Source organism: Rhizobium sp. CB3171 (assembly GCF_029714265.1).
GTDB lineage: Bacteria > Pseudomonadota > Alphaproteobacteria > Rhizobiales > Rhizobiaceae > Rhizobium.
In genome coordinates this window covers 1,094,338-1,111,630 of record NZ_CP121652.1, presented here as the reverse complement: position 1 = coordinate 1,111,630, position 17,293 = coordinate 1,094,338, and the positions used below count along the sequence as shown (strand labels likewise).

28 protein-coding genes are annotated in these 17,293 nt (G+C 58.8%); 2 read left to right on the top strand and 26 right to left on the bottom strand.

Annotated elements, in window-relative coordinates:
• From QA648_RS05540 to QA648_RS05530, 3 genes are all read right to left on the bottom strand, one after another.
• A complete protein-coding gene (locus QA648_RS05540; RefSeq protein WP_283050097.1) occupies positions 1 to 2,073 on the bottom strand; it encodes an FUSC family protein in 2,073 nt (690 codons plus the stop codon).
• A complete protein-coding gene (locus QA648_RS05535) occupies positions 2,070 to 2,546 on the bottom strand; it encodes a MarR family transcriptional regulator (RefSeq protein WP_104822798.1) in 477 nt (158 codons plus the stop codon). Before QA648_RS05535 ends, QA648_RS05540 begins: the two co-directional genes overlap by 4 nt.
• 146 nt (positions 2,547 to 2,692) lie before the next feature.
• Complete coding sequence (locus QA648_RS05530) at positions 2,693 to 3,319, bottom strand: TetR/AcrR family transcriptional regulator (RefSeq protein ID WP_349254301.1); 627 nt, start codon at positions 3,317 to 3,319, stop codon at positions 2,693 to 2,695.
• Positions 3,320 to 3,389: 70 nt separating this feature from the next.
• Here QA648_RS05530 and QA648_RS05525 point away from each other — a divergent pair, with 70 nt between their 5' ends.
• Complete coding sequence (locus QA648_RS05525) at positions 3,390 to 3,908, top strand: DinB family protein (RefSeq protein WP_283050095.1); 519 nt, start codon at positions 3,390 to 3,392, stop codon at positions 3,906 to 3,908.
• Between the two features lie 4 nt (positions 3,909 to 3,912).
• Here the strand turns inward: QA648_RS05525 and QA648_RS05520 are convergent, their stop codons facing one another.
• The gene (locus QA648_RS05520) at positions 3,913 to 4,233 is read right to left on the bottom strand and encodes a DUF2809 domain-containing protein (RefSeq protein WP_283051226.1); all 321 of its coding nucleotides are present in this window, start codon (positions 4,231 to 4,233) and stop codon (positions 3,913 to 3,915) included.
• A 297-nt stretch (positions 4,234 to 4,530) separates the two neighbouring features.
• Here QA648_RS05520 and QA648_RS05515 point away from each other — a divergent pair, with 297 nt between their 5' ends.
• Positions 4,531 to 5,400, top strand: a complete 870-nt coding sequence (locus QA648_RS05515; protein WP_283050093.1) for a DUF817 domain-containing protein — start codon at positions 4,531 to 4,533, stop codon at positions 5,398 to 5,400.
• 94 nt (positions 5,401 to 5,494) lie between these two features.
• Here QA648_RS05515 and rplQ read toward each other — a convergent pair whose 3' ends face one another.
• The 22 genes from rplQ to rpsS form a co-directional block, all read right to left on the bottom strand.
• Complete coding sequence (gene rplQ / locus QA648_RS05510) at positions 5,495 to 5,917, bottom strand: 50S ribosomal protein L17 (protein ID WP_104822795.1); 423 nt, start codon at positions 5,915 to 5,917, stop codon at positions 5,495 to 5,497.
• 47 nt (positions 5,918 to 5,964) lie between these two features.
• Entirely contained in the window at positions 5,965 to 6,975 is a 1,011-nt protein-coding gene (locus QA648_RS05505) for a DNA-directed RNA polymerase subunit alpha (RefSeq protein WP_028753958.1), read from the bottom strand.
• A 103-nt stretch (positions 6,976 to 7,078) separates the two neighbouring features.
• Positions 7,079 to 7,468, bottom strand: coding sequence for a 30S ribosomal protein S11 (gene rpsK, locus QA648_RS05500; protein WP_004118426.1), 390 nt, complete (start codon positions 7,466 to 7,468; stop codon positions 7,079 to 7,081).
• Between the two features lie 133 nt (positions 7,469 to 7,601).
• Complete coding sequence (gene rpsM, locus QA648_RS05495; RefSeq protein WP_004118424.1) at positions 7,602 to 7,970, bottom strand: 30S ribosomal protein S13; 369 nt, start codon at positions 7,968 to 7,970, stop codon at positions 7,602 to 7,604.
• 209 nt (positions 7,971 to 8,179) lie between these two features.
• A complete protein-coding gene (locus QA648_RS05490) occupies positions 8,180 to 8,839 on the bottom strand; it encodes an adenylate kinase (RefSeq protein WP_104822794.1) in 660 nt (219 codons plus the stop codon).
• Positions 8,836 to 10,176 carry a preprotein translocase subunit SecY gene (gene secY / locus QA648_RS05485; RefSeq protein ID WP_104822793.1) on the bottom strand — a complete coding sequence of 447 codons (1,341 nt, stop codon included), beginning with the start codon at positions 10,174 to 10,176 and terminating at the stop codon, positions 8,836 to 8,838. Before secY ends, QA648_RS05490 begins: the two co-directional genes overlap by 4 nt.
• Positions 10,177 to 10,400: 224 nt before the next feature.
• Positions 10,401 to 10,871, bottom strand: coding sequence for a 50S ribosomal protein L15 (gene rplO, locus QA648_RS05480; RefSeq protein ID WP_104822792.1), 471 nt, complete (start codon positions 10,869 to 10,871; stop codon positions 10,401 to 10,403).
• Positions 10,872 to 10,887: 16 nt separating this feature from the next.
• The gene (rpmD, locus tag QA648_RS05475) at positions 10,888 to 11,100 is read right to left on the bottom strand and encodes a 50S ribosomal protein L30 (RefSeq protein ID WP_007690786.1); all 213 of its coding nucleotides are present in this window, start codon (positions 11,098 to 11,100) and stop codon (positions 10,888 to 10,890) included.
• Positions 11,101 to 11,113: 13 nt separating this feature from the next.
• Positions 11,114 to 11,683: a 30S ribosomal protein S5 gene (gene rpsE, locus QA648_RS05470; RefSeq protein WP_283050088.1), complete on the bottom strand. Its 570-nt coding sequence runs from the start codon at positions 11,681 to 11,683 to the stop codon at positions 11,114 to 11,116.
• 128 nt (positions 11,684 to 11,811) lie between these two features.
• Positions 11,812 to 12,174 carry a 50S ribosomal protein L18 gene (gene rplR, locus QA648_RS05465; protein WP_028753963.1) on the bottom strand — a complete coding sequence of 121 codons (363 nt, stop codon included), beginning with the start codon at positions 12,172 to 12,174 and terminating at the stop codon, positions 11,812 to 11,814.
• A gap of 12 nt (positions 12,175 to 12,186) precedes the next feature.
• A complete protein-coding gene (rplF, locus tag QA648_RS05460; protein ID WP_104822789.1) occupies positions 12,187 to 12,720 on the bottom strand; it encodes a 50S ribosomal protein L6 in 534 nt (177 codons plus the stop codon).
• A 42-nt stretch (positions 12,721 to 12,762) separates the two neighbouring features.
• Positions 12,763 to 13,161 (bottom strand): 30S ribosomal protein S8, encoded by a 399-nt coding sequence (gene rpsH, locus QA648_RS05455; RefSeq protein ID WP_104822788.1) that lies wholly within the window; start codon positions 13,159 to 13,161, stop codon positions 12,763 to 12,765.
• A gap of 12 nt (positions 13,162 to 13,173) precedes the next feature.
• Positions 13,174 to 13,479: a 30S ribosomal protein S14 gene (rpsN, locus tag QA648_RS05450; RefSeq protein WP_028753966.1), complete on the bottom strand. Its 306-nt coding sequence runs from the start codon at positions 13,477 to 13,479 to the stop codon at positions 13,174 to 13,176.
• 33 nt (positions 13,480 to 13,512) lie between these two features.
• Positions 13,513 to 14,070: a 50S ribosomal protein L5 gene (gene rplE, locus QA648_RS05445; RefSeq protein WP_004118404.1), complete on the bottom strand. Its 558-nt coding sequence runs from the start codon at positions 14,068 to 14,070 to the stop codon at positions 13,513 to 13,515.
• On the bottom strand, positions 14,063 to 14,371 hold the full coding sequence (gene rplX / locus QA648_RS05440; RefSeq protein WP_104822787.1) for a 50S ribosomal protein L24: 309 nt from the start codon (positions 14,369 to 14,371) through the stop codon (positions 14,063 to 14,065). The genes rplE and rplX overlap by 8 nt, the downstream gene beginning before the upstream one ends.
• Positions 14,372 to 14,382: 11 nt before the next feature.
• On the bottom strand, positions 14,383 to 14,751 hold the full coding sequence (rplN, locus tag QA648_RS05435; RefSeq protein WP_003573790.1) for a 50S ribosomal protein L14: 369 nt from the start codon (positions 14,749 to 14,751) through the stop codon (positions 14,383 to 14,385).
• A gap of 225 nt (positions 14,752 to 14,976) precedes the next feature.
• Complete coding sequence (rpsQ, locus tag QA648_RS05430; protein WP_028753969.1) at positions 14,977 to 15,216, bottom strand: 30S ribosomal protein S17; 240 nt, start codon at positions 15,214 to 15,216, stop codon at positions 14,977 to 14,979.
• A gap of 12 nt (positions 15,217 to 15,228) precedes the next feature.
• Positions 15,229 to 15,429 carry a 50S ribosomal protein L29 gene (gene rpmC / locus QA648_RS05425; RefSeq protein ID WP_007690763.1) on the bottom strand — a complete coding sequence of 67 codons (201 nt, stop codon included), beginning with the start codon at positions 15,427 to 15,429 and terminating at the stop codon, positions 15,229 to 15,231.
• A gap of 11 nt (positions 15,430 to 15,440) precedes the next feature.
• On the bottom strand, positions 15,441 to 15,854 hold the full coding sequence (gene rplP / locus QA648_RS05420) for a 50S ribosomal protein L16 (RefSeq protein ID WP_004118395.1): 414 nt from the start codon (positions 15,852 to 15,854) through the stop codon (positions 15,441 to 15,443).
• A gap of 36 nt (positions 15,855 to 15,890) precedes the next feature.
• Positions 15,891 to 16,616: a 30S ribosomal protein S3 gene (rpsC, locus tag QA648_RS05415; protein ID WP_104822786.1), complete on the bottom strand. Its 726-nt coding sequence runs from the start codon at positions 16,614 to 16,616 to the stop codon at positions 15,891 to 15,893.
• Complete coding sequence (rplV, locus tag QA648_RS05410; protein WP_004118391.1) at positions 16,616 to 17,005, bottom strand: 50S ribosomal protein L22; 390 nt, start codon at positions 17,003 to 17,005, stop codon at positions 16,616 to 16,618. Before rplV ends, rpsC begins: the two co-directional genes overlap by 1 nt.
• 2 nt (positions 17,006 to 17,007) lie before the next feature.
• Entirely contained in the window at positions 17,008 to 17,286 is a 279-nt protein-coding gene (gene rpsS / locus QA648_RS05405; protein WP_004118389.1) for a 30S ribosomal protein S19, read from the bottom strand.
• Positions 17,287 to 17,293: the final 7 nt, after the last annotated feature.

Genomic DNA, 17,293 nt, shown 5'->3' with positions numbered 1-17,293 from the left:
TTACTCGGCGGCAATGGGAAGAGGTTGAGTTGTATCCGATAGGGGCGGCCGCCAGCTCGCCGGCGGCTCGGCATGGGGGAAAAGCGCCCTGCGAAGGCCGACGAGCGCATCGAGGCTCGCCCGGCCGGAATGCCGCTTTTCCTGCGCGACCGCTTCGAGACTATGGTCGATCGACACGCGCAATTCGTTGGAGGGATCCACCGCACGCTTGGCCTTTAGCCTCGAGCGATAGAAATCCGAAACGCCGATCAGGACTTCACTGACGGATGCGGCGGCAGCAGCGCTCAGTTGCCCACGCTCCTTCTGCAGCATCAGCACGTTGAAGCCGAGGCGGACATCGGCGTAACCGTCGACCTTCTTCAATTCGCGATCTTCGATGCCTGCAAGGCGGGGCACAAGTTGACCGAGGCGATCCAGAATGCGGCCGGAAAGCCGCTCGTGATCCGCGCGGCGGATGCCAGCCGCGGTTTCGGCGAGATCCGTCCAGCCGGCCCTAACCAACCGCCAAGCGGCCAGTTCGGCGCCGAATGGACGGGTGAGCAAGGTCCAGACCAGGGCAAAGCCGACACCCGCCAGAGCCGCGATCGCGCTGTTGGCGAAGCTGGCGAATTCGGCCGTATAGCGGTCCTGCAGTGCGATGAAGGTCGCGCCATTCACCGCCAGCAGCATGGCGAGCATGTTGGTTTGCGGGCGCGGGATCAACAGGCCCATCACTAGGAAAGGCGGCGCGAAGACCAGCACCAACATTTCGAAACCGGAGATCGACGGCAAGATGCCGAAGATATAGACGCAGGCGATGAGCAGGCTCATGGCGCACCAGATGAACATCGAGGTGATGAAGGGTGCAGGCCGATCAAGCGAGGCGAAAAACGAACAGGCGACGGCCGCCATGGTGACGAAGCCGGCGCCGTCTTGCCATCCGGAATAGATCCAGAAGAAGCAGGCGACGGCGATACCGACGACGACTGCACCGGCCGAGAAAGCAAGCAAGGCATAGTCATAGTGCCGGCTGCGCCCAACGACATTGCGGTGACGAAAGGCGGGCCGCCATGTGCCCACCTGCCGGCCGGACACGATCTGGTCGCGCAGCGTCAGGCAATCCTGCCAGAGATCGACGATTTCTTTGAGGCGATCGAGCGCACTCGACCGGACGAGATCGTCCCAACCGAGATTCAGATCGTCCTGTTGCAAGTCGCCAATCTTTTTGAGCAAGCTATCGGCGGTATCGTCGGCCTTGCCGCGACCGCCCTGCCCTAGCCAATCGGCCACTTCATTGAGCACCGTGACCAGTTCCTGCGGCAGCGGCTTTCCACCGGCTTTCAGCGCATGCAGGCGATCGGCAAGAGACGAGAAGAGCGGCAACAGCATCAACAGACGGCCGCGCAGCTCGCGCGAATGCCTGATAATATCGCGGCTGCCCGCGTCATAGCGCAACTGGCTGATGACGAGATCAAGGCCGGAGACGTCGGCGGCGAGCTTCTGCCGCTTCAGGGGCGTTGCGGGAGAAGCCCCCTCGCCGCGCAGTATCTCATCCGCCCAGATGCCGGCATCATCCAGCCAGGAGCTGATGCGCTGGCCGAGTACGGTGCCAACGCTGCTCGGGAAGACGATAGCGCTGACAACGCTCGCGCAGACGATGCCGATGATGATCTCCTCTGAGCGGGCAAGCGCCACATCGAAGACGGTTTCGGGCGCGCCGACGGTCGGCAGCGCGATCAGCGGCAGCGAATAGCCGGCCAGCATGAAGACATAGCTGCGCGAGGTGCGGTCGAGCATGGAAATGAACAGCAAGGTGCCGGTCCAGAGCGCGACGACGACGGACAGCAATTCCGGCGCATTGACGAAGAGCGGGACAAGGATCACCGACGCGGTGGCGCCGAGGAGCGTACCCAAGGCACGATAGAGCCCCTTGGAGCTGGTTGCCCCGGCAAGGGGATTGGCGACGACATAAACGGCGGCCATCGCCCAATAGGGGCGCGGCAAATCCAGCGACAGCGCTATGAACAGCGCCATGATTGCCGCAATGAAGGCTTTGACCGAAAACAGCCAGTCGCGCCAGGAGGGAATGCTCATAAGACCTTCTCCCGTTCCTGCTCGGCGTCAGCCGCCTTCGGCGGCTCGAATTCCTCAAAAGCCTTCAGGACGCGAATGGCAGCTTCGATATCGGCCGGGTCCACATTGGCCAGAATGTTGCCGCGCAGCTCGTCGAGCGCATCTTCCATACGGGAAGCCAGCTTTTCGCCCTCCGGCGTCAGCCACAGACTTTTAGCACGCCGATCTGTCGGATCATCCTTGCGGATGACGAGATCCATGCTTTCGAGCTGATCGAGCAACCGGACGAGAGACGGGCCTTCGATGCCGACATAGGTAGCGAGAGCCACCTGCCGCACGCCTCCCCCCAGACGGCCGATCCAAAGCAGCGGCGCGGCCGCGGCCTCCGATATGCCATAGGAGCTCAGCGCAAGATCGACGACCCGGCGCCATTGGCGGCCGGTCGTCAGCAGATTGGCGGTGAATATGCGTTGCAGAGCGTTTAGCGATTTCATGAAATTCCATTAGCACTAAACTAATTAGAATTCAAATTATTATGATCCGAAGTGGTATTTGAAATGCGAAATGCAGCCATGCGAATAGCGAGGAGAGACTGTATTCCCGCTAGGTAGCGGGGCCGCCTCGTCGCTCGAATCACTTCCTATCGATCGACGCCGCCAAGATAAGTGCAGATCATCTTGATTAGTTCCTGCTTCAACTCCGGCGAATCCAATGTGCCCTTTCTGGCTCCATTATGGATCACGCCTTCGACGACGCCGGATAGAAGCTGTGCAAGGACATCGTTGGAAGGCCCGGCATCGGCACTTCGATGTGCTGCAACAAAAGCCCTGTAATGATTTTGATAATCTGCCAGGAAGGCATCATGGGCCGACCTCGACCCCTCAAGCCCCGGCACCTCATCCAGCAACACCCTATGAAGGTCGGGATTGACGCTGTGCGCAGCGATCATCCCCTGGACAAGAGCTTCGACACTCTGCCGCAGCGGCAAATCGCTGGCGACCGCCTGGCGCAGGACGGCGAGGACCTCGTCGAAATGGCGGCGCCTTATGGCTTCGACCAAAGAGAGCTTGTCCGGAAAATACTGATAGAGCGAACCGATGCTGATGCCGGCGACGGCCGCGACGGTATTCGTCGTGAACCCGGCCCATCCGCGATCACCCAAAATGCGAGCACCCGACTCGATAATCGCATCGACCGTTGCCCGCGAACGCGCCTGGCTCGGCTCTTTGCGCATCGGTAAACGCGACTTTTGAATGCGAGTAGACACGCGCTCCCCACTCCATAAAATGTGAACATTCTACTCGCATTTTTCCGCCGACGAAAAGGGCAACGTCATTATGAGCGAATCGTCATTACTGCAGACTCTTTTCCGCTATCAGGCCTGGGCGAATGAGGAACTGCTCGACAGCATCGGTCATCTCGATCCCGTAGAGCTTGGCAAGGAGCGCCATGTCTCCATACGCCTGATGAATCATTCGCTGGTCGTCGCGCGGATATTTGCGGCGCATCTCACCGGACAGGAGCATGGCTATGCGGACGACAATACGCCCGAGACACCTTCCCTTGCGGATCTTCATGCGGCGCTGACGGCCTCAGATCAATGGTATCTGCAATATCTCGAAACCATCAGCCCGGAACTTCTGTCCGAAGCTTTGCCATTTGTCTTCACCGACGGAGACAGAGGCTGCATGACGCGCCAGGAGATGCTGCTCCACGTCGTCACGCATGGAGGCTATCACAGGGGCGAGATTGGCCGCATTCTGGCGCAACTTTCCATCAGGCCGCCCTGGGACACGCTTGCGGTCTATCTTCACCGCAGCGAACCCTCGCGCCGGCTGGCCGCAGCCGCCGAATAAGACGCTAGGATTCAAACCGAGGCTGTGGCCTCGACAGCGCGCAATCAAGCACCAGTGCCGCCGCGATACCGGCGGCATAGGCCAGGATATTCCAGAGCGAAAAGACTCGTCCCAGCAACAGGGCTCCAGCGGTGGTCAGCCGAAATGCATCTAGCGTCGGCGTGTGCCAAAGCCTGAAAAGCTCGACAAGGACAGCGACGATCAGCGCCGCCGCGGCGATCCTGAAACGCCCTATCGCAACGAAGAGGGTAGCCAAAAGCCAGTAGACCATCGCTCCCCACAATAATGAGCCACCATATTTGACTGCGACGAAAGGCAGATGCATCGCATAGCCATAGCGCCGGAGCGCGAGGCCGCTGGCTATCGTCAGCAACAAGGCTGAGCACAGCAGGATTCTTTTCCCTCCATATGGTGTCAAAGCTTTCAATGCGGCTCCATCCCGCGAAGACGGATATGAGTTTCAGCGCACGTTTGCCGCGGCAGCCGGGAAAAGCAATGCCCTTCGCCGATTTTCAACGGAAGAGATAGATCGCGCCAATACAAGGTTAAGCTGTAATTTTGCCATGCTCCTCGTGTCAGCAATCAATCCGGCGATTTCACCGGCGCCGCGGGGGAGCATTTGATGGCCAAAATCGTTTCATGGGAAAATCGCACGCCGGACGGCGATAGCTGCCTTGATCCAAATCCGCGCCCTTCCGACCTGACAGGCCTTCATCGCTTTGCAATCGAATTCCTTTTCTTCGGGCTGAAAGAGGCCCGCGCCTGTCTCTTCGCCGGATTGTTCTTTCTGGCGGTCTTTACCGTTCCACGCGCTGGGCTTCTTCATATCCCGCGCTACGATGTGTTGCTGATCATTGCGCTGGCCATCCAGATTTGGATGGTTTGGGCAAAGCTTGAAAGCTTTGACGAACTGAAAGCCGTTTGTCTCTTTCATGTCGTTGGCTTTGCACTCGAAGTCTTCAAAACCTCCGGCAACATACAATCCTGGGCCTATCCGGATCATGCCTACACGAAGCTGCTTGGTGTTCCGTTGTTCTCGGGCTTCATGTACGCCGCGGTTGGCAGCTACATCATTCAAGCTTGGCGGCTCTTCGATCTTCGCATCAAACATCACCCGCCCTATTGGATGGCCGGCGCGTCGGCCTTGGTGATCTACGCAAATTTCTTCACGCATCACTATATTGGTGACTATCGCTGGTATATTGCCGCTTGCCTCATGGGCCTTTACGCGCGATCGACGGTGATATTCCGCCCTTATGATCGTGACCGGCGGATGCCGCTCTTACTGTCATTCGTCCTGATCGGCTTCTTCATCTGGCTGGCGGAAAATATCAGCACCTTTCTCGGCATATGGAAATATCCAAACCAGCTCGGTGCTTGGTCGATGGTACACATCGGCAAGTGGAGTTCATGGTGCCTTCTCGTCATCATGACCTTCACCATTGTCGCCAATCTGAAGCACATCAAACGGCACGTCCATATTCCGGAGTAAGGGCGCGCATCAAAGCTGGCATTTCAAAGTCGTAAACGACAAAAGGCCGGATGATCGCTCATCCGGCCTTTTAATCTTGTATGCGAAGCTGGCCTTAAGCGGCGGCAGCTTCTTCTTCAGCAGCAACGCGAGCCTTGTCGGCTGCGCCCTTGGCATTGATATCGCGATCAACGAATTCGACAACTGCGAGGGCGGCATTGTCGCCTTGGCGGAAGCCTGCCTTCATGATGCGCAGGTAGCCGCCGTTGCGGGTGGCATAACGCGTTGCAATCGCATCGAAGAGCTTCGAGACGACAGCGGCGTCGCGGATCTGCGAGATGGCCTGACGACGAGCGTGCAGGTCGCCGCGCTTGCCGAGGGTAACCAGCTTCTCGACGATCGGACGAATTTCCTTCGCCTTCGGGAGCGTGGTGACGATCTGCTCATGGGTGATGAGCGAAGCCGCCATGTTGGCGAACATCGCCTTACGGTGGCTAGCGGTTCTATTCAGCTTGCGGCCGGCTTTACCGTGGCGCATGGCTATTCTCCTTCACTTGCAGGCATCGCTCGCCTGCAGTTTGTTGGTTAGTATTGGTCTTCGTAACGCTTAGCGAGATCTTCGATGTTCTCGGGCGGCCATGCCGGCACTTCCATGCCGAGGTGCAGGCCCATGGAAGCGAGAACTTCCTTGATTTCGTTCAGCGACTTGCGACCAAAATTCGGCGTGCGGAGCATTTCTGCTTCGGTCTTCTGAATGAGGTCGCCGATATAGACGATGTTGTCGTTCTTCAGGCAGTTTGCCGAGCGAACAGACAGTTCCAGTTCGTCCACCTTCTTGAGGAGCGCCGGGTTGAAAGCAAGTTCGGTGACTGCTTCTTCTTCGGCTTCCTTCTGCGGCTCGTCGAAGTTGACGAAGACGCCAAGCTGATCCTGGAGGATACGAGCCGCGAAAGCGACGGCATCTTCGCCGGTGATCGAGCCATCGGTTTCGATCGACATGCTCAGCTTGTCGTAGTCGAGAACCTGTCCTTCGCGGGTGTTTTCAACCTTGTAGGACACCTTCTTGACCGGCGAATAGAGGCTGTCGACCGGGATGAGGCCGATCGGAGCATCTTCCGCACGATTGCGCTCGGCCGGGACGTAGCCCTTGCCGTTGTTGACGGTGAATTCCATGCGGATTTCGGCGCCCTCGTCGAGCGTGCAGATGACATGCTCGGGATTGAGGATTTCGATGTCGCCGACCGTCTGGATGTCGCCAGCCGTTACTACGCCTGGGCCCTGCTTGCGGACGACCATGCGCTTGCTGTCATCGCCATCCATCTTGATGGCGATTTCCTTGATGTTCAGCACGATGTCCGTCACGTCTTCCCGAACACCCGGGATAGAGGAGAACTCATGCAGCACGCCGTCGATCTGCACGGCCGTCACAGCGGCGCCGCGCAGAGAGGACAGCAGAACGCGGCGCAGCGCGTTGCCGAGGGTGAGACCGAAGCCACGCTCCAGCGGTTCTGCCACGAGCGTAGCCTTGGTGCGGCCGCTCGAGGAAAACTCGACCTTGTTTGGCTTGATCAGTTCCTGCCAGTTTTTCTGAATCATGTTCTTGCCTTCCGTTCGTTGCCACCATCCAATCGTGACAACCGAGCTTGAGAAGCACCAAGCCGGACACATATGCGCCGGCCGGTGTCGTGAGTGGCGATGATCAGACGCGGCGCTTCTTGCGCGGGCGGCAACCATTGTGCGGGATCGGGGTCACGTCGCGGATGGACGTGATCATGAAACCGGCAGCCTGGAGCGCGCGCAGAGCGGATTCACGGCCGGAGCCCGGGCCGCAAACTTCGACTTCCAGCGACTTCATGCCATGTTCCTGGGCCTTCTTGGCGCAGTCTTCAGCAGCGATCTGAGCAGCGAACGGGGTCGACTTGCGCGAACCCTTGAAGCCCTTGGCACCAGCGGACGACCAGGCAATCGCGTTGCCCTGTGCGTCAGTGATGGTGATCATCGTGTTGTTGAAGGTCGAATTGACGTGCGCAACGCCCGACGTGATATTCTTGCGCTCGCGACGGCGAACGCGGACGGCTTCCTTGGCCATGGTAGTCCTTTCTTGGATCTCTTCACCGCCGTAATGCCAGCGGCTACACCGGAACGGCACCTACATGGTCCCGCTCCAAACTCAAAAGAGGCCGGCGCAGACCGCCAGCCTCCCAAATCCGGTTTCCCGGAAATTACTTCTTCTTACCAGCAATAGCCTTTGCCGGACCCTTGCGGGTGCGGGCATTGGTATGGGTGCGCTGGCCGCGAACCGGGAGGCCGCGACGATGACGCAGGCCGCGGTAGCTGCCAAGGTCCATCAGACGCTTGATGTTCATCGCGGTTTCGCGACGAAGGTCGCCTTCGACCTGATAGTCGCGGTCGATGGTTTCGCGGATCTGCAGAACTTCAGCATCCGTCAACTGGTTGACGCGACGCTCGGCCGGGATACCGACCTTCTCGCAGATTTCCTGTGCAAACTTAGGTCCGATCCCGTGAATGTAGCGAAGCGCAATTACAACGCGCTTTGCAGTCGGGATGTTGACGCCAGCGATACGAGCCACGCCTGTTCTCCTTGCATTCCCTCTGCCTGAGCAAAAGGTTTTGTTATGCAGCCCTGGAGCTGCTTGTTCAAACTTGGGTCCGTAACACGTCAAAACGACCGTACCCGGACCTCCCTACGGAAATCCGCGCCGATCGCATGGCATGTCGCGAGTTGGCGCGGTGTTTAGCGGAATCAGCGCAAAAAAGCAACCGCCCCGGCAAGTTTATTTTAGGCCATCCAAAGCTTGGACAGGATGGCATCGATATCGGTGGTCACATGCTCGATATCGGCCATTCCGTCGACCGACTGAAGCTTGCCCTTGGCGTAGTAGTAACCGATGAGCGGCGAGGTTTCCTTGTAGTAGACCTGCAGGCGCTCGACCACCGTTTCCCTGTTGTCGTCGGCACGGCGCTTGAAGTGCGTGGAACCGCAACGGTCACATACGCCTTCCACCTTCGGCTTCAGGTTTTCGTCGTGATAGCCGGCGCCGCAGTTGGCGCAGGTATAACGGCCCGAAATACGATCGGCGAGCACGGCGTCATCAACCTTGATCTCGATCACGACGGACAAGTTGAGGCCTTTCGCCTTCAACATTTCCTCGGTCGCGTCGGCCTGAATGAGCGTGCGCGGATAACCGTCAAGAATGAAGCCCTTGGCGCAATCCGGTTGATCGATGCGCTCGGACACGATGGCATTGACGATTTCGTCTGAAACAAGCTTGCCGGCATCCATGACGGCCTTGGCGCGCTTGCCCACTTCAGTCCCGGCCGCCACCGCAGCCCTCAGCATATCGCCCGTGGAAAGCTGCGGAATGCCGTACTTTTCCACGATACGCTGGGCCTGGGTCCCCTTACCTGCGCCCGGCGGCCCCAAAAGTATTAATCTCATCGCCCCCTCTTTCCTCCACGCAGCTTCGATTTCTTGATCAGGCCTTCATATTGCTGTGCAATCAGGTGACCCTGAATCTGCGCCACCGTATCCAGCGTTACGCTAACCACGATCAGAAGCGAAGTGCCACCCAGAGACAGCGGAATACCGGTCTGGGACACGAGAATTTCGGGCAGAATGCAGACGAAGACAAGATAGATCGCGCCAATCACCGTGATTCGGGTCAGCACATAATCGATATATTCGGCAGTGCGCTCACCCGGGCGGATGCCCGGAATGAAGCCGCCATGCTTCTTCAGATTGTCGGCCGTATCTTTCGGATTGAAGACCAGCGCCGTGTAGAAGAAAGCGAAGAAGGCGATCAAGGCACCGTAGAGCACCATGTAGATCGGCTGACCATGGCCAAGGGCCGCGACGATGGAGGTAACCCAGGTCGGCAGGGCCGTGTTGTTGCCGAGACCGGCGACGGTCGCAGGCAGCAGCAGCAGCGAAGATGCGAAGATCGCCGGAATAACGCCTGATGTGTTGAGCTTCAGCGGCAGGTGCGAGGTATCGCCCTGGAACATGCGGGTGCCAACCTGGCGCTTCGGATACTGGATCAAGAGGCGGCGCTGGGCGCGCTCAACGAAGACGATAAGCCCGATGACCAGGACAGCAACGACAAGCACAGCCAGAATGAGGCCGGTCGACAGAGCGCCCGTGCGGCCGAGTTCCAGCGTACCGGCAAGCGCGGTCGGCAGACCGGCTGCGATGCCTGCGAAGATGATCAGCGAAATACCGTTGCCGATGCCGCGCGAGGTAACCTGTTCACCAAGCCACATCAGGAACATCGTGCCGCCGAGCAGCGTGACGACCGTCGAAAGGCGGAAAAACCAGCCTGGGTCGAGAACCACGCCATTACCGTGCTCAAGGCCGATCGCAATGCCATAGGCCTGCAAGGCGCCGAGCAACACCGTGCCGTAACGGGTGTACTGGTTGATGATCTTGCGCCCCTGCTCGCCTTCCTTCTTCAGGTTTTCGAGCGCCGGCACGACCGAGGTCATGAGCTGCACGATGATCGAAGCGGAAATATAGGGCATGATGCCGAGCGCGAAAATCGCCATGCGCTGCACGGCGCCGCCGGAAAACATATTGAAAAGGCCGAGGATGCCGCCGGACTGATTCTGAAAGGCCTGGGCATAGGCCGCCGGATTGAGGCCCGGAAGCGGGATGTGGGTACCCAGACGGTAGACGAGGAGAGCGCCGAGCGTGAACCACAGTCGCTTCTTGAGATCCTCGGCTTTGGCAAAGGTCGAAAAATTGAGATTGGATGCCAATTGTTCCGCTGCAGAAGCCATGCAAATCTCCGCATTACCAATTCCGGCATAATCGGCCGGGTCCGGAATCAGTCTTTAATTGTTTAAAAGCCGGGTTTTGGACGGATTGCACTGCAATCGGATGCCTCACCCTTGGTTCCCGTTATTCCCTGAAAAGACGCTACTGCATCGCTCAGGTTCGTGAGGCTCACATATGGGAGCAAAATCGCCCGGTGTGAAGCACCCCGGGCGATTTATTGATAAGATTATTCTGCGACAGAAGCGAGCAGCTTGATGGAACCGCCAGCCTTTTCGATCTTTTCGACCGCCGGCTTGGAGGCGCCTGCAACTTCCAGCGAAAGCTTCGCCTTCAGTTCGCCGTCCGAGAGAACACGAACGCCGTCCTTGACGCGGCGAATCACGCCCGCAGCCTTCAGGGCTGCTGCATCGACGGTTGCCTTGGCATCGAGCTTGCCGGCATCGACGGCAGCCTGGATGCGAGCCAGCGACACAACGACGTAGTCGGCAGCGAAGATGTTGGTGAAGCCGCGCTTCGGCAGGCGACGGTAGATGGGCATCTGACCGCCTTCGAAGCCGTTGATGGCAACGCCCGAACGGGACTTCTGACCCTTCACACCACGGCCGCCGGTCTTGCCGGAGCCGGAGCCGATGCCGCGGCCGAGGCGCTTGCGGCTATGGGTCGAGCCTTCGTTATCCTTGATCTCATTCAGTTTCATAGCGAATACCTCCGGCTCACTTCTCGTCGACAACGCGAACGAGATGCTGGACAGCACGGATCATGCCACGAACAGCCGGAGTGTCTTCCAGCGTGCGGCGACGGTGCATCTTGTTCAGTCCGAGACCGATCAGCGTCTTCTGCTGAACATCCGGACGGCGGATCGGGCTGCCAATCTGCTCGACCGTAACGGTCGCCTTGGCTTCAGCCTTCTTGGTCGTCTTGGCCATAGGTCAAACTCCCTTATTCTTCGGAGGCGTTGCCCGAGGACGCGCGGCGAGCCTGCAGGGTGGCATACTTGATGCCGCGCTGAGCTGCGATGTCCTTCGGGTGAATCTGGTGCTTCAGGGCGTCGAACGTGGCGCGAACCATGTTGTACGGGTTCGACGAACCGGTCGACTTGGCAACGACGTCATGAACGCCGAGCGTTTCGAAAACGGCGCGCATCGGGCCACCTGCGATGATACCGGTACCGACCTTGGCCGAGCGCAGCAGAACCTTGCCAGCGCCATGGCGGCCATGAACGTCGTGATGCAGCGTACGGCCGTCACGCAGCGGTACGAAGATCATGTCGCGCTTGGCGCTTTCGGTTGCCTTGCGGATCGCTTCCGGCACTTCGCGTGCCTTGCCGTGACCGAAGCCTACGCGGCCCTTCTGGTCACCGACGACGACGAGAGCGGCGAAACCGAAACGGCGGCCACCCTTTACAACCTTGGCGACGCGGTTGATCGCGACCAGCTTGTCGACGAATTCGCTATCGCGCTCTTCACGGCTCTGGCGGTCTTCCCGCGGAGCCCTCTTTTCCTGTGCCATTGTCCTCTTCCTTTTTCTTTTCCGGGTGCAATCGGCAAACAAAACGAAGACCGCATCGACCTCCCGAAGGAGATCAGCGGTCCGGTGATATCCGGCCGGCGCTCGAAAGCTGCCGGCCGGAAACTTGATCAGAAGGTCAGGCCGCCTTCGCGGGCTGCATCGGCCAGGGCCTTGATGCGGCCGTGGTAGATGAAGGCGCCGCGGTCGAACACGACTTCCTTGACGCCGGCCTTGGAGGCACGCTCGGCGACGAGCTTACCTACGAGAGCAGCGGCTGCGGTGTCGGCACCGGTCTTCAGAGAACCGCGAAGATCCTTGTCGAGGGTGGAGGCAGACGCAAGCGTCTTACCAGCCACATCATCGATGACCTGGGCGTAGATGTTCTTCGACGAGCGATGAACCGACAGGCGCGGACGGCCATTGGCCACCGACTTGAGTTGACGGCGCACGCGGTTGGCACGACGTGCAAGTGCTTCTTTCCTGCTAGCCATTTCGCGTGATCCTTACTTCTTCTTGCCTTCTTTGCGGACGATCCGCTCGTCGGCATACTTCACACCCTTGCCCTTGTAGGGCTCAGGACCGCGATATTCGCGGATTTCAGCGGCAACCTGGCCGACCTGCTGCTTATTGATACCGGAGACGACGATTTCCGTCGGCTTCGGAACAGCGATCGTGATGCCGACCGGCGGCTCATAAACGACGTCGTGGCTGAAGCCGAGCGCGAGCTGCAGGTTCTTGCCCTGCATGGAGGCACGGTAGCCGACGCCGTTGATTTCGAGCTTGCGCTCGTAGCCGTCCTTAACACCCTTCAGGATGTTCTCGATCATCGTGCGGGACATGCCCCACTTTGCGCGAGCATCCTTGGAGTCGTTGAGCGGCGTCACGACAATTGCATTATCTTCCAGCTTGAGACCGATTTCGTCGTTAGCGACGAAAACCAGTTCGCCCTTGGGGCCCTTAGCAGTCACCTTCTGGCCATCAACCGAGGCCGTGATTCCTGCAGGCACCTGAACGGGCTTCTTACCGATACGAGACATTTTTTCAAACCTGTCTGTTTCGAGGGAGATCTCTGTTCGATCTTAGAAGACCGAGCAGAGAACCTCGCCACCAACATTCTGTTCGCGAGCCTGGTGATCGGCCATCACACCCTTCGGAGTCGAAAGGATGGTGATGCCGAGGCCGTTCGCGACCTGCGGAATGGACTTGACCGAGACATAAACTCGGCGGCCCGGCTTGGACACACGGCCGATCTCACGGATCACCGAAGAGCCTTCATAGTACTTGAGCTCGATGTTGAGCTCAGACTTGCCGTTGCCGAAATCGACGACGGAGTAGCCACGGATGTAGCCTTCAGCCTGCAGAACATCGAGAACACGCGCACGAAGCTTGGACGCAGGCGTCGAAACCGACGACTTGCGGCGGGAAGCGCCGTTGCGGATGCGGGTGAGCATATCACCCAAAGGATCAGTCATAGTCATCTAATCTGCTCCTTACCAGCTCGACTTGACAATACCCGGCACCTTGCCGAGATTGCCGAGTTCACGCAGCGCGATACGCGACATGCGCAGTTTGCGGTAATAGGCGCGCGGACGGCCCGATACTTCGCAACGATTGCGAATGCGGGTCTTCGATCCATCGCGCGGGAGCGATGCCAGCTTCAGAGTGGCCTTGAACCGGTCTTCGATCGGAAGAGACTGGTTCATGATGATTGCCTTCAGAGCAGCCCGCTTCGCGGACTGGTTGGCAACCGTATTGCGGCGGCGCTTGTTCTTTTCGACTGCGCTTGTCTTCGCCATATCAGGGTTCCTTTTCTACGCTCGTCGTTACGGTTATTGACGGAACGGGAAGTTGAACTCTTTCAGAAGAGCCCGTGCTTCGTCGTCGGTCGTCGCCGTCGTGCAAACGATGATGTCCATGCCCCACATCTGATCAACCTTGTCGTAGTTGATCTCAGGGAACACAATGTGCTCCTTGATGCCCATGGCGAAGTTGCCACGACCGTCAAAGCTTTTCGGGTTCAGGCCGCGGAAGTCGCGAACGCGCGGGAGCGCGATGTTGACCAGACGATCCAGGAACTCATACATGCGGGCGCCGCGCAGCGTCACCTTGGCGCCGATCGGCATGTTTTCGCGGACCTTGAAGCCAGCGATGGAGTTGCGCGCGCGGGTGATAACCGGCTTCTGGCCGGCGATCGCTGCGAGGTCGGCAGCAGCAACGGTCGGCTTCTTCGAATCAGCCGTTGCTTCACCAACGCCCATGTTGATCACGATCTTGTCCAGCTTCGGGATCTGCATCTCGTTGGCGTAGGAGAACTTCTCCTGCATCGCTGCGCGAATGCGGGCGACATATTCCTTCTTGAGCCGCGGCTCGTACTTTGCCTCAGCCATCGATCACTTCTCCCGAGGTCTTGGCCACACGGACCTTCTTGCCATCTACAACCTTGAAACCGACGCGGGTCGGCTTGCCGTCCTTGTCGACGATCGCAATGTTGGACAGGTGAAGCGGGGCTTCCTTGCTGATGATGCCGGCTTCCTGGGTCTGCGTCTGGCGCTGGTGGCGCTTGATGACGTTGACGCCACGGACGACCGCGCGGTCTTCCTTCGGCAGCACTTGAATGACTTCGCCGGTACGGCCCTTGTCCTTGCCGGCCAATACGACAACCTTGTCGCCTTTACGGATCTTTTGCATCGCTCCGCTCCTTACAGTACTTCTGGAGCCAGCGAGATGATCTTCATGTGGTTCTTGGCGCGAAGTTCGCGCGGAACCGGTCCGAAGATACGGGTGCCGATCGGCTCTTTCTTGTTGTCGATGAGGACTGCTGCGTTGGTATCGAAGCGGATGACGCTGCCATCCGGACGACGGATGTCCTTGGCGGTGCGAACGACAACCGCCTTCATCACGTCACCCTTCTTCACGCGGCCGCGCGGAATGGCTTCCTTGATCGAAACGACGATGACGTCGCCGATCGAGGCATACTTGCGCTTCGAGCCGCCCAGCACCTTGATGCACATGACACGACGTGCGCCGGAATTATCCGCCACGTCGAGGTTTGTTTGCATCTGAATCATGTCAGGTCGCCTTCTTGTTGTTACCGGAATGGTTGGGCTAAACAGCCCCCTACCCCGGCTTATGGACTAGTGTCTTGTCTGATTTCTCCGGCAGTCAGGACCACCTGGGTCACCTTCGCCGGCCATCAATAAAGCAAAAGAACGCCCGTTCTCGAGCGTCCTGCTTCCAAGCTCGTGCTTCATACAGATATTTCGCCCAAGCGCAAGGGCCTGAGCGAAATTCTGTTACTTGGCCTGGGCGGAAACGACCGTCCAGGTCTTGTCCTTGGAAATCGGCGCGCATTCCTCGATGGAAACGACGTCGCCGACCTTGTACTGATTGTTTTCGTCGTGAGCCTTGTACTTCTTGGAACGACGAACGGTCTTCTGAAGCAGCGGGTGAGCGAAACGACGCTCCACGCGGACAACTACCGTCTTCTCGTTCTTGTCGCTGACCACGACGCCCTGCAGAATGCGCTTCGGCATGTTATTCTTCCTTTAGGCCTTTGCTTCTGCCGCCTTCTGGCGGGCAATGGTTTTCACGCGGGCGATGTCCTTGCGGACTTCGTTGATGCGCGAGGACTTCTCAAGCTGGCCGGTCGCCTTCTGAAAGCGCAGGTTGAACTGCTCCTTCTTCAGCTTGGCAAGCTCGTCCTTGAGTTGGTCGGCGCTCAGGGCGCGAACATCTGCGGCTTTCATGAGCTTCTTCCTTACTCTGCAATGCGCTGCACGAAGCGCGTCTTGACCGAGAGCTTGGCGGCGCCGAGGCGCAGAGCCTCACGAGCGATTTCCTCGCTCACACCATCGATCTCGAACATCATACGGCCGGGCTTGACCTTGCATGCCCAGTATTCGACAGAGCCTTTACCTTTACCCATGCGGACTTCGGTCGGCTTTGCGGTTACCGGAACATCCGGGAACACGCGGATCCATACACGGCCGGCACGCTTCATATAACGCGTGATCGCGCGGCGAGCCGCTTCGATCTCACGAGCGTTGACGCGGTTGGGCTCCTGCGACTTCAGACCGAATTCGCCGAATGCGAGGTCAGAACCACCCTTGGCAACGCCCTTGATGCGGCCCTTAAATTGCTTGCGGTACTTCGTACGCTTTGGCTGCAACATTTTCTTATTCTCCGAACTTATCTGCCACGAACGCTATCAAGCGTTTTCGCGGCGGCGGTCTCTATCGCGATCGCGGCTAGCCGGACCCTGGGCGTCGCCTTCCAGCGCGCGGCGTTCGGAGGCCATCGGATCGTGCTCAAGGATTTCGCCCTTGAAGATCCAGACCTTGATGCCGCAGATACCGAAAGCGGTTTCTGCTTCAGCCGTACCGTAGTCGATGTCGGCGCGCAGCGTATGCAGCGGCACGCGACCTTCACGGTACCATTCCGTACGAGCGATTTCTGCACCGCCGAGACGGCCGGCGCAGGTGATCTTGATGCCTTCGGCGCCAAGACGCATCGCGGACTGAACGGCGCGCTTCATGGCGCGACGGAAAGCTACACGGCGCTCGAGCTGCTGAGCGATCGACTGGGCAACCAGCGTCGCGTCGATTTCCGGCTTGCGAACTTCAACAATGTTGAGGTGCGTTTCGGAATTCGTCATGTCCGACAGCTTCTTGCGGAGCTTGTCGATATCAGCGCCCTTCTTGCCGATGATCAGGCCCGGACGAGCCGAGTGGATCGTGACGCGGCACTTCTTGTGCGGGCGCTCGATGACCACCTTGGAGATACCGGCTTGCTTCAGTTCGTTCATGACGAACTTGCGCATCTTCAGGTCTTCGTGGAGGAGCTGGCCATACTCGGCATTGTCCGCAAACCAGCGGCTATCCCAAGTACGGTTGATGCCAAGACGAAAACCGATTGGATTGATTTTCTGACCCATTATGCGGCCTCCCCTTGAGCTTCCACTTCACGAACGACGATCGTCAGGTGCGCAAACGGGCGCTCGATACGAGACGCGCGTCCACGGCCACGAGCGTGGAAACGCTTCATGACGATCGACTTGCCGACGTAGGCTTCCGCCACAACCAGCGAGTCAACGTCGAGATCATGGTTGTTCTCAGCGTTGGCGATCGCAGATTCGAGCGTCTTCTTCACGGCGCCAGCAATACGCTTGCGCGAGAATTCCAGCTCTGCGAGCGCGCGGTCAACCTTCTTGCCGCGGATCGAAGCCGCGACTAGGTTGAGCTTCTGCGGGCTGACACGGAGCGTGCGCGCAACTGCCTGCGCCTCATTGTCCTTCAGCCGGCGTTCGGTTTTTGCCTTGCCCATTGTTACTTCCTCTTCGCCTTCTTGTCCGCACCGTGACCATAATAGGTACGGGTCGGGGCGAACTCGCCGAACTTGTGACCGACCATGTCTTCGTTGACGCTGACCGGAATGTGCTTGCTGCCGTTGTAGACGCCGAAGGTGAGACCAACGAACTGCGGCATGATCGTGGAGCGACGGCTCCACATCTTGATTACTTCGCTACGTCCGCCTTCGCGCACCTTCTCAGCCTTCTTGAGAAGATAGCCGTCAACAAACGGACCTTTCCATACTGAACGAGCCACTTGAGAC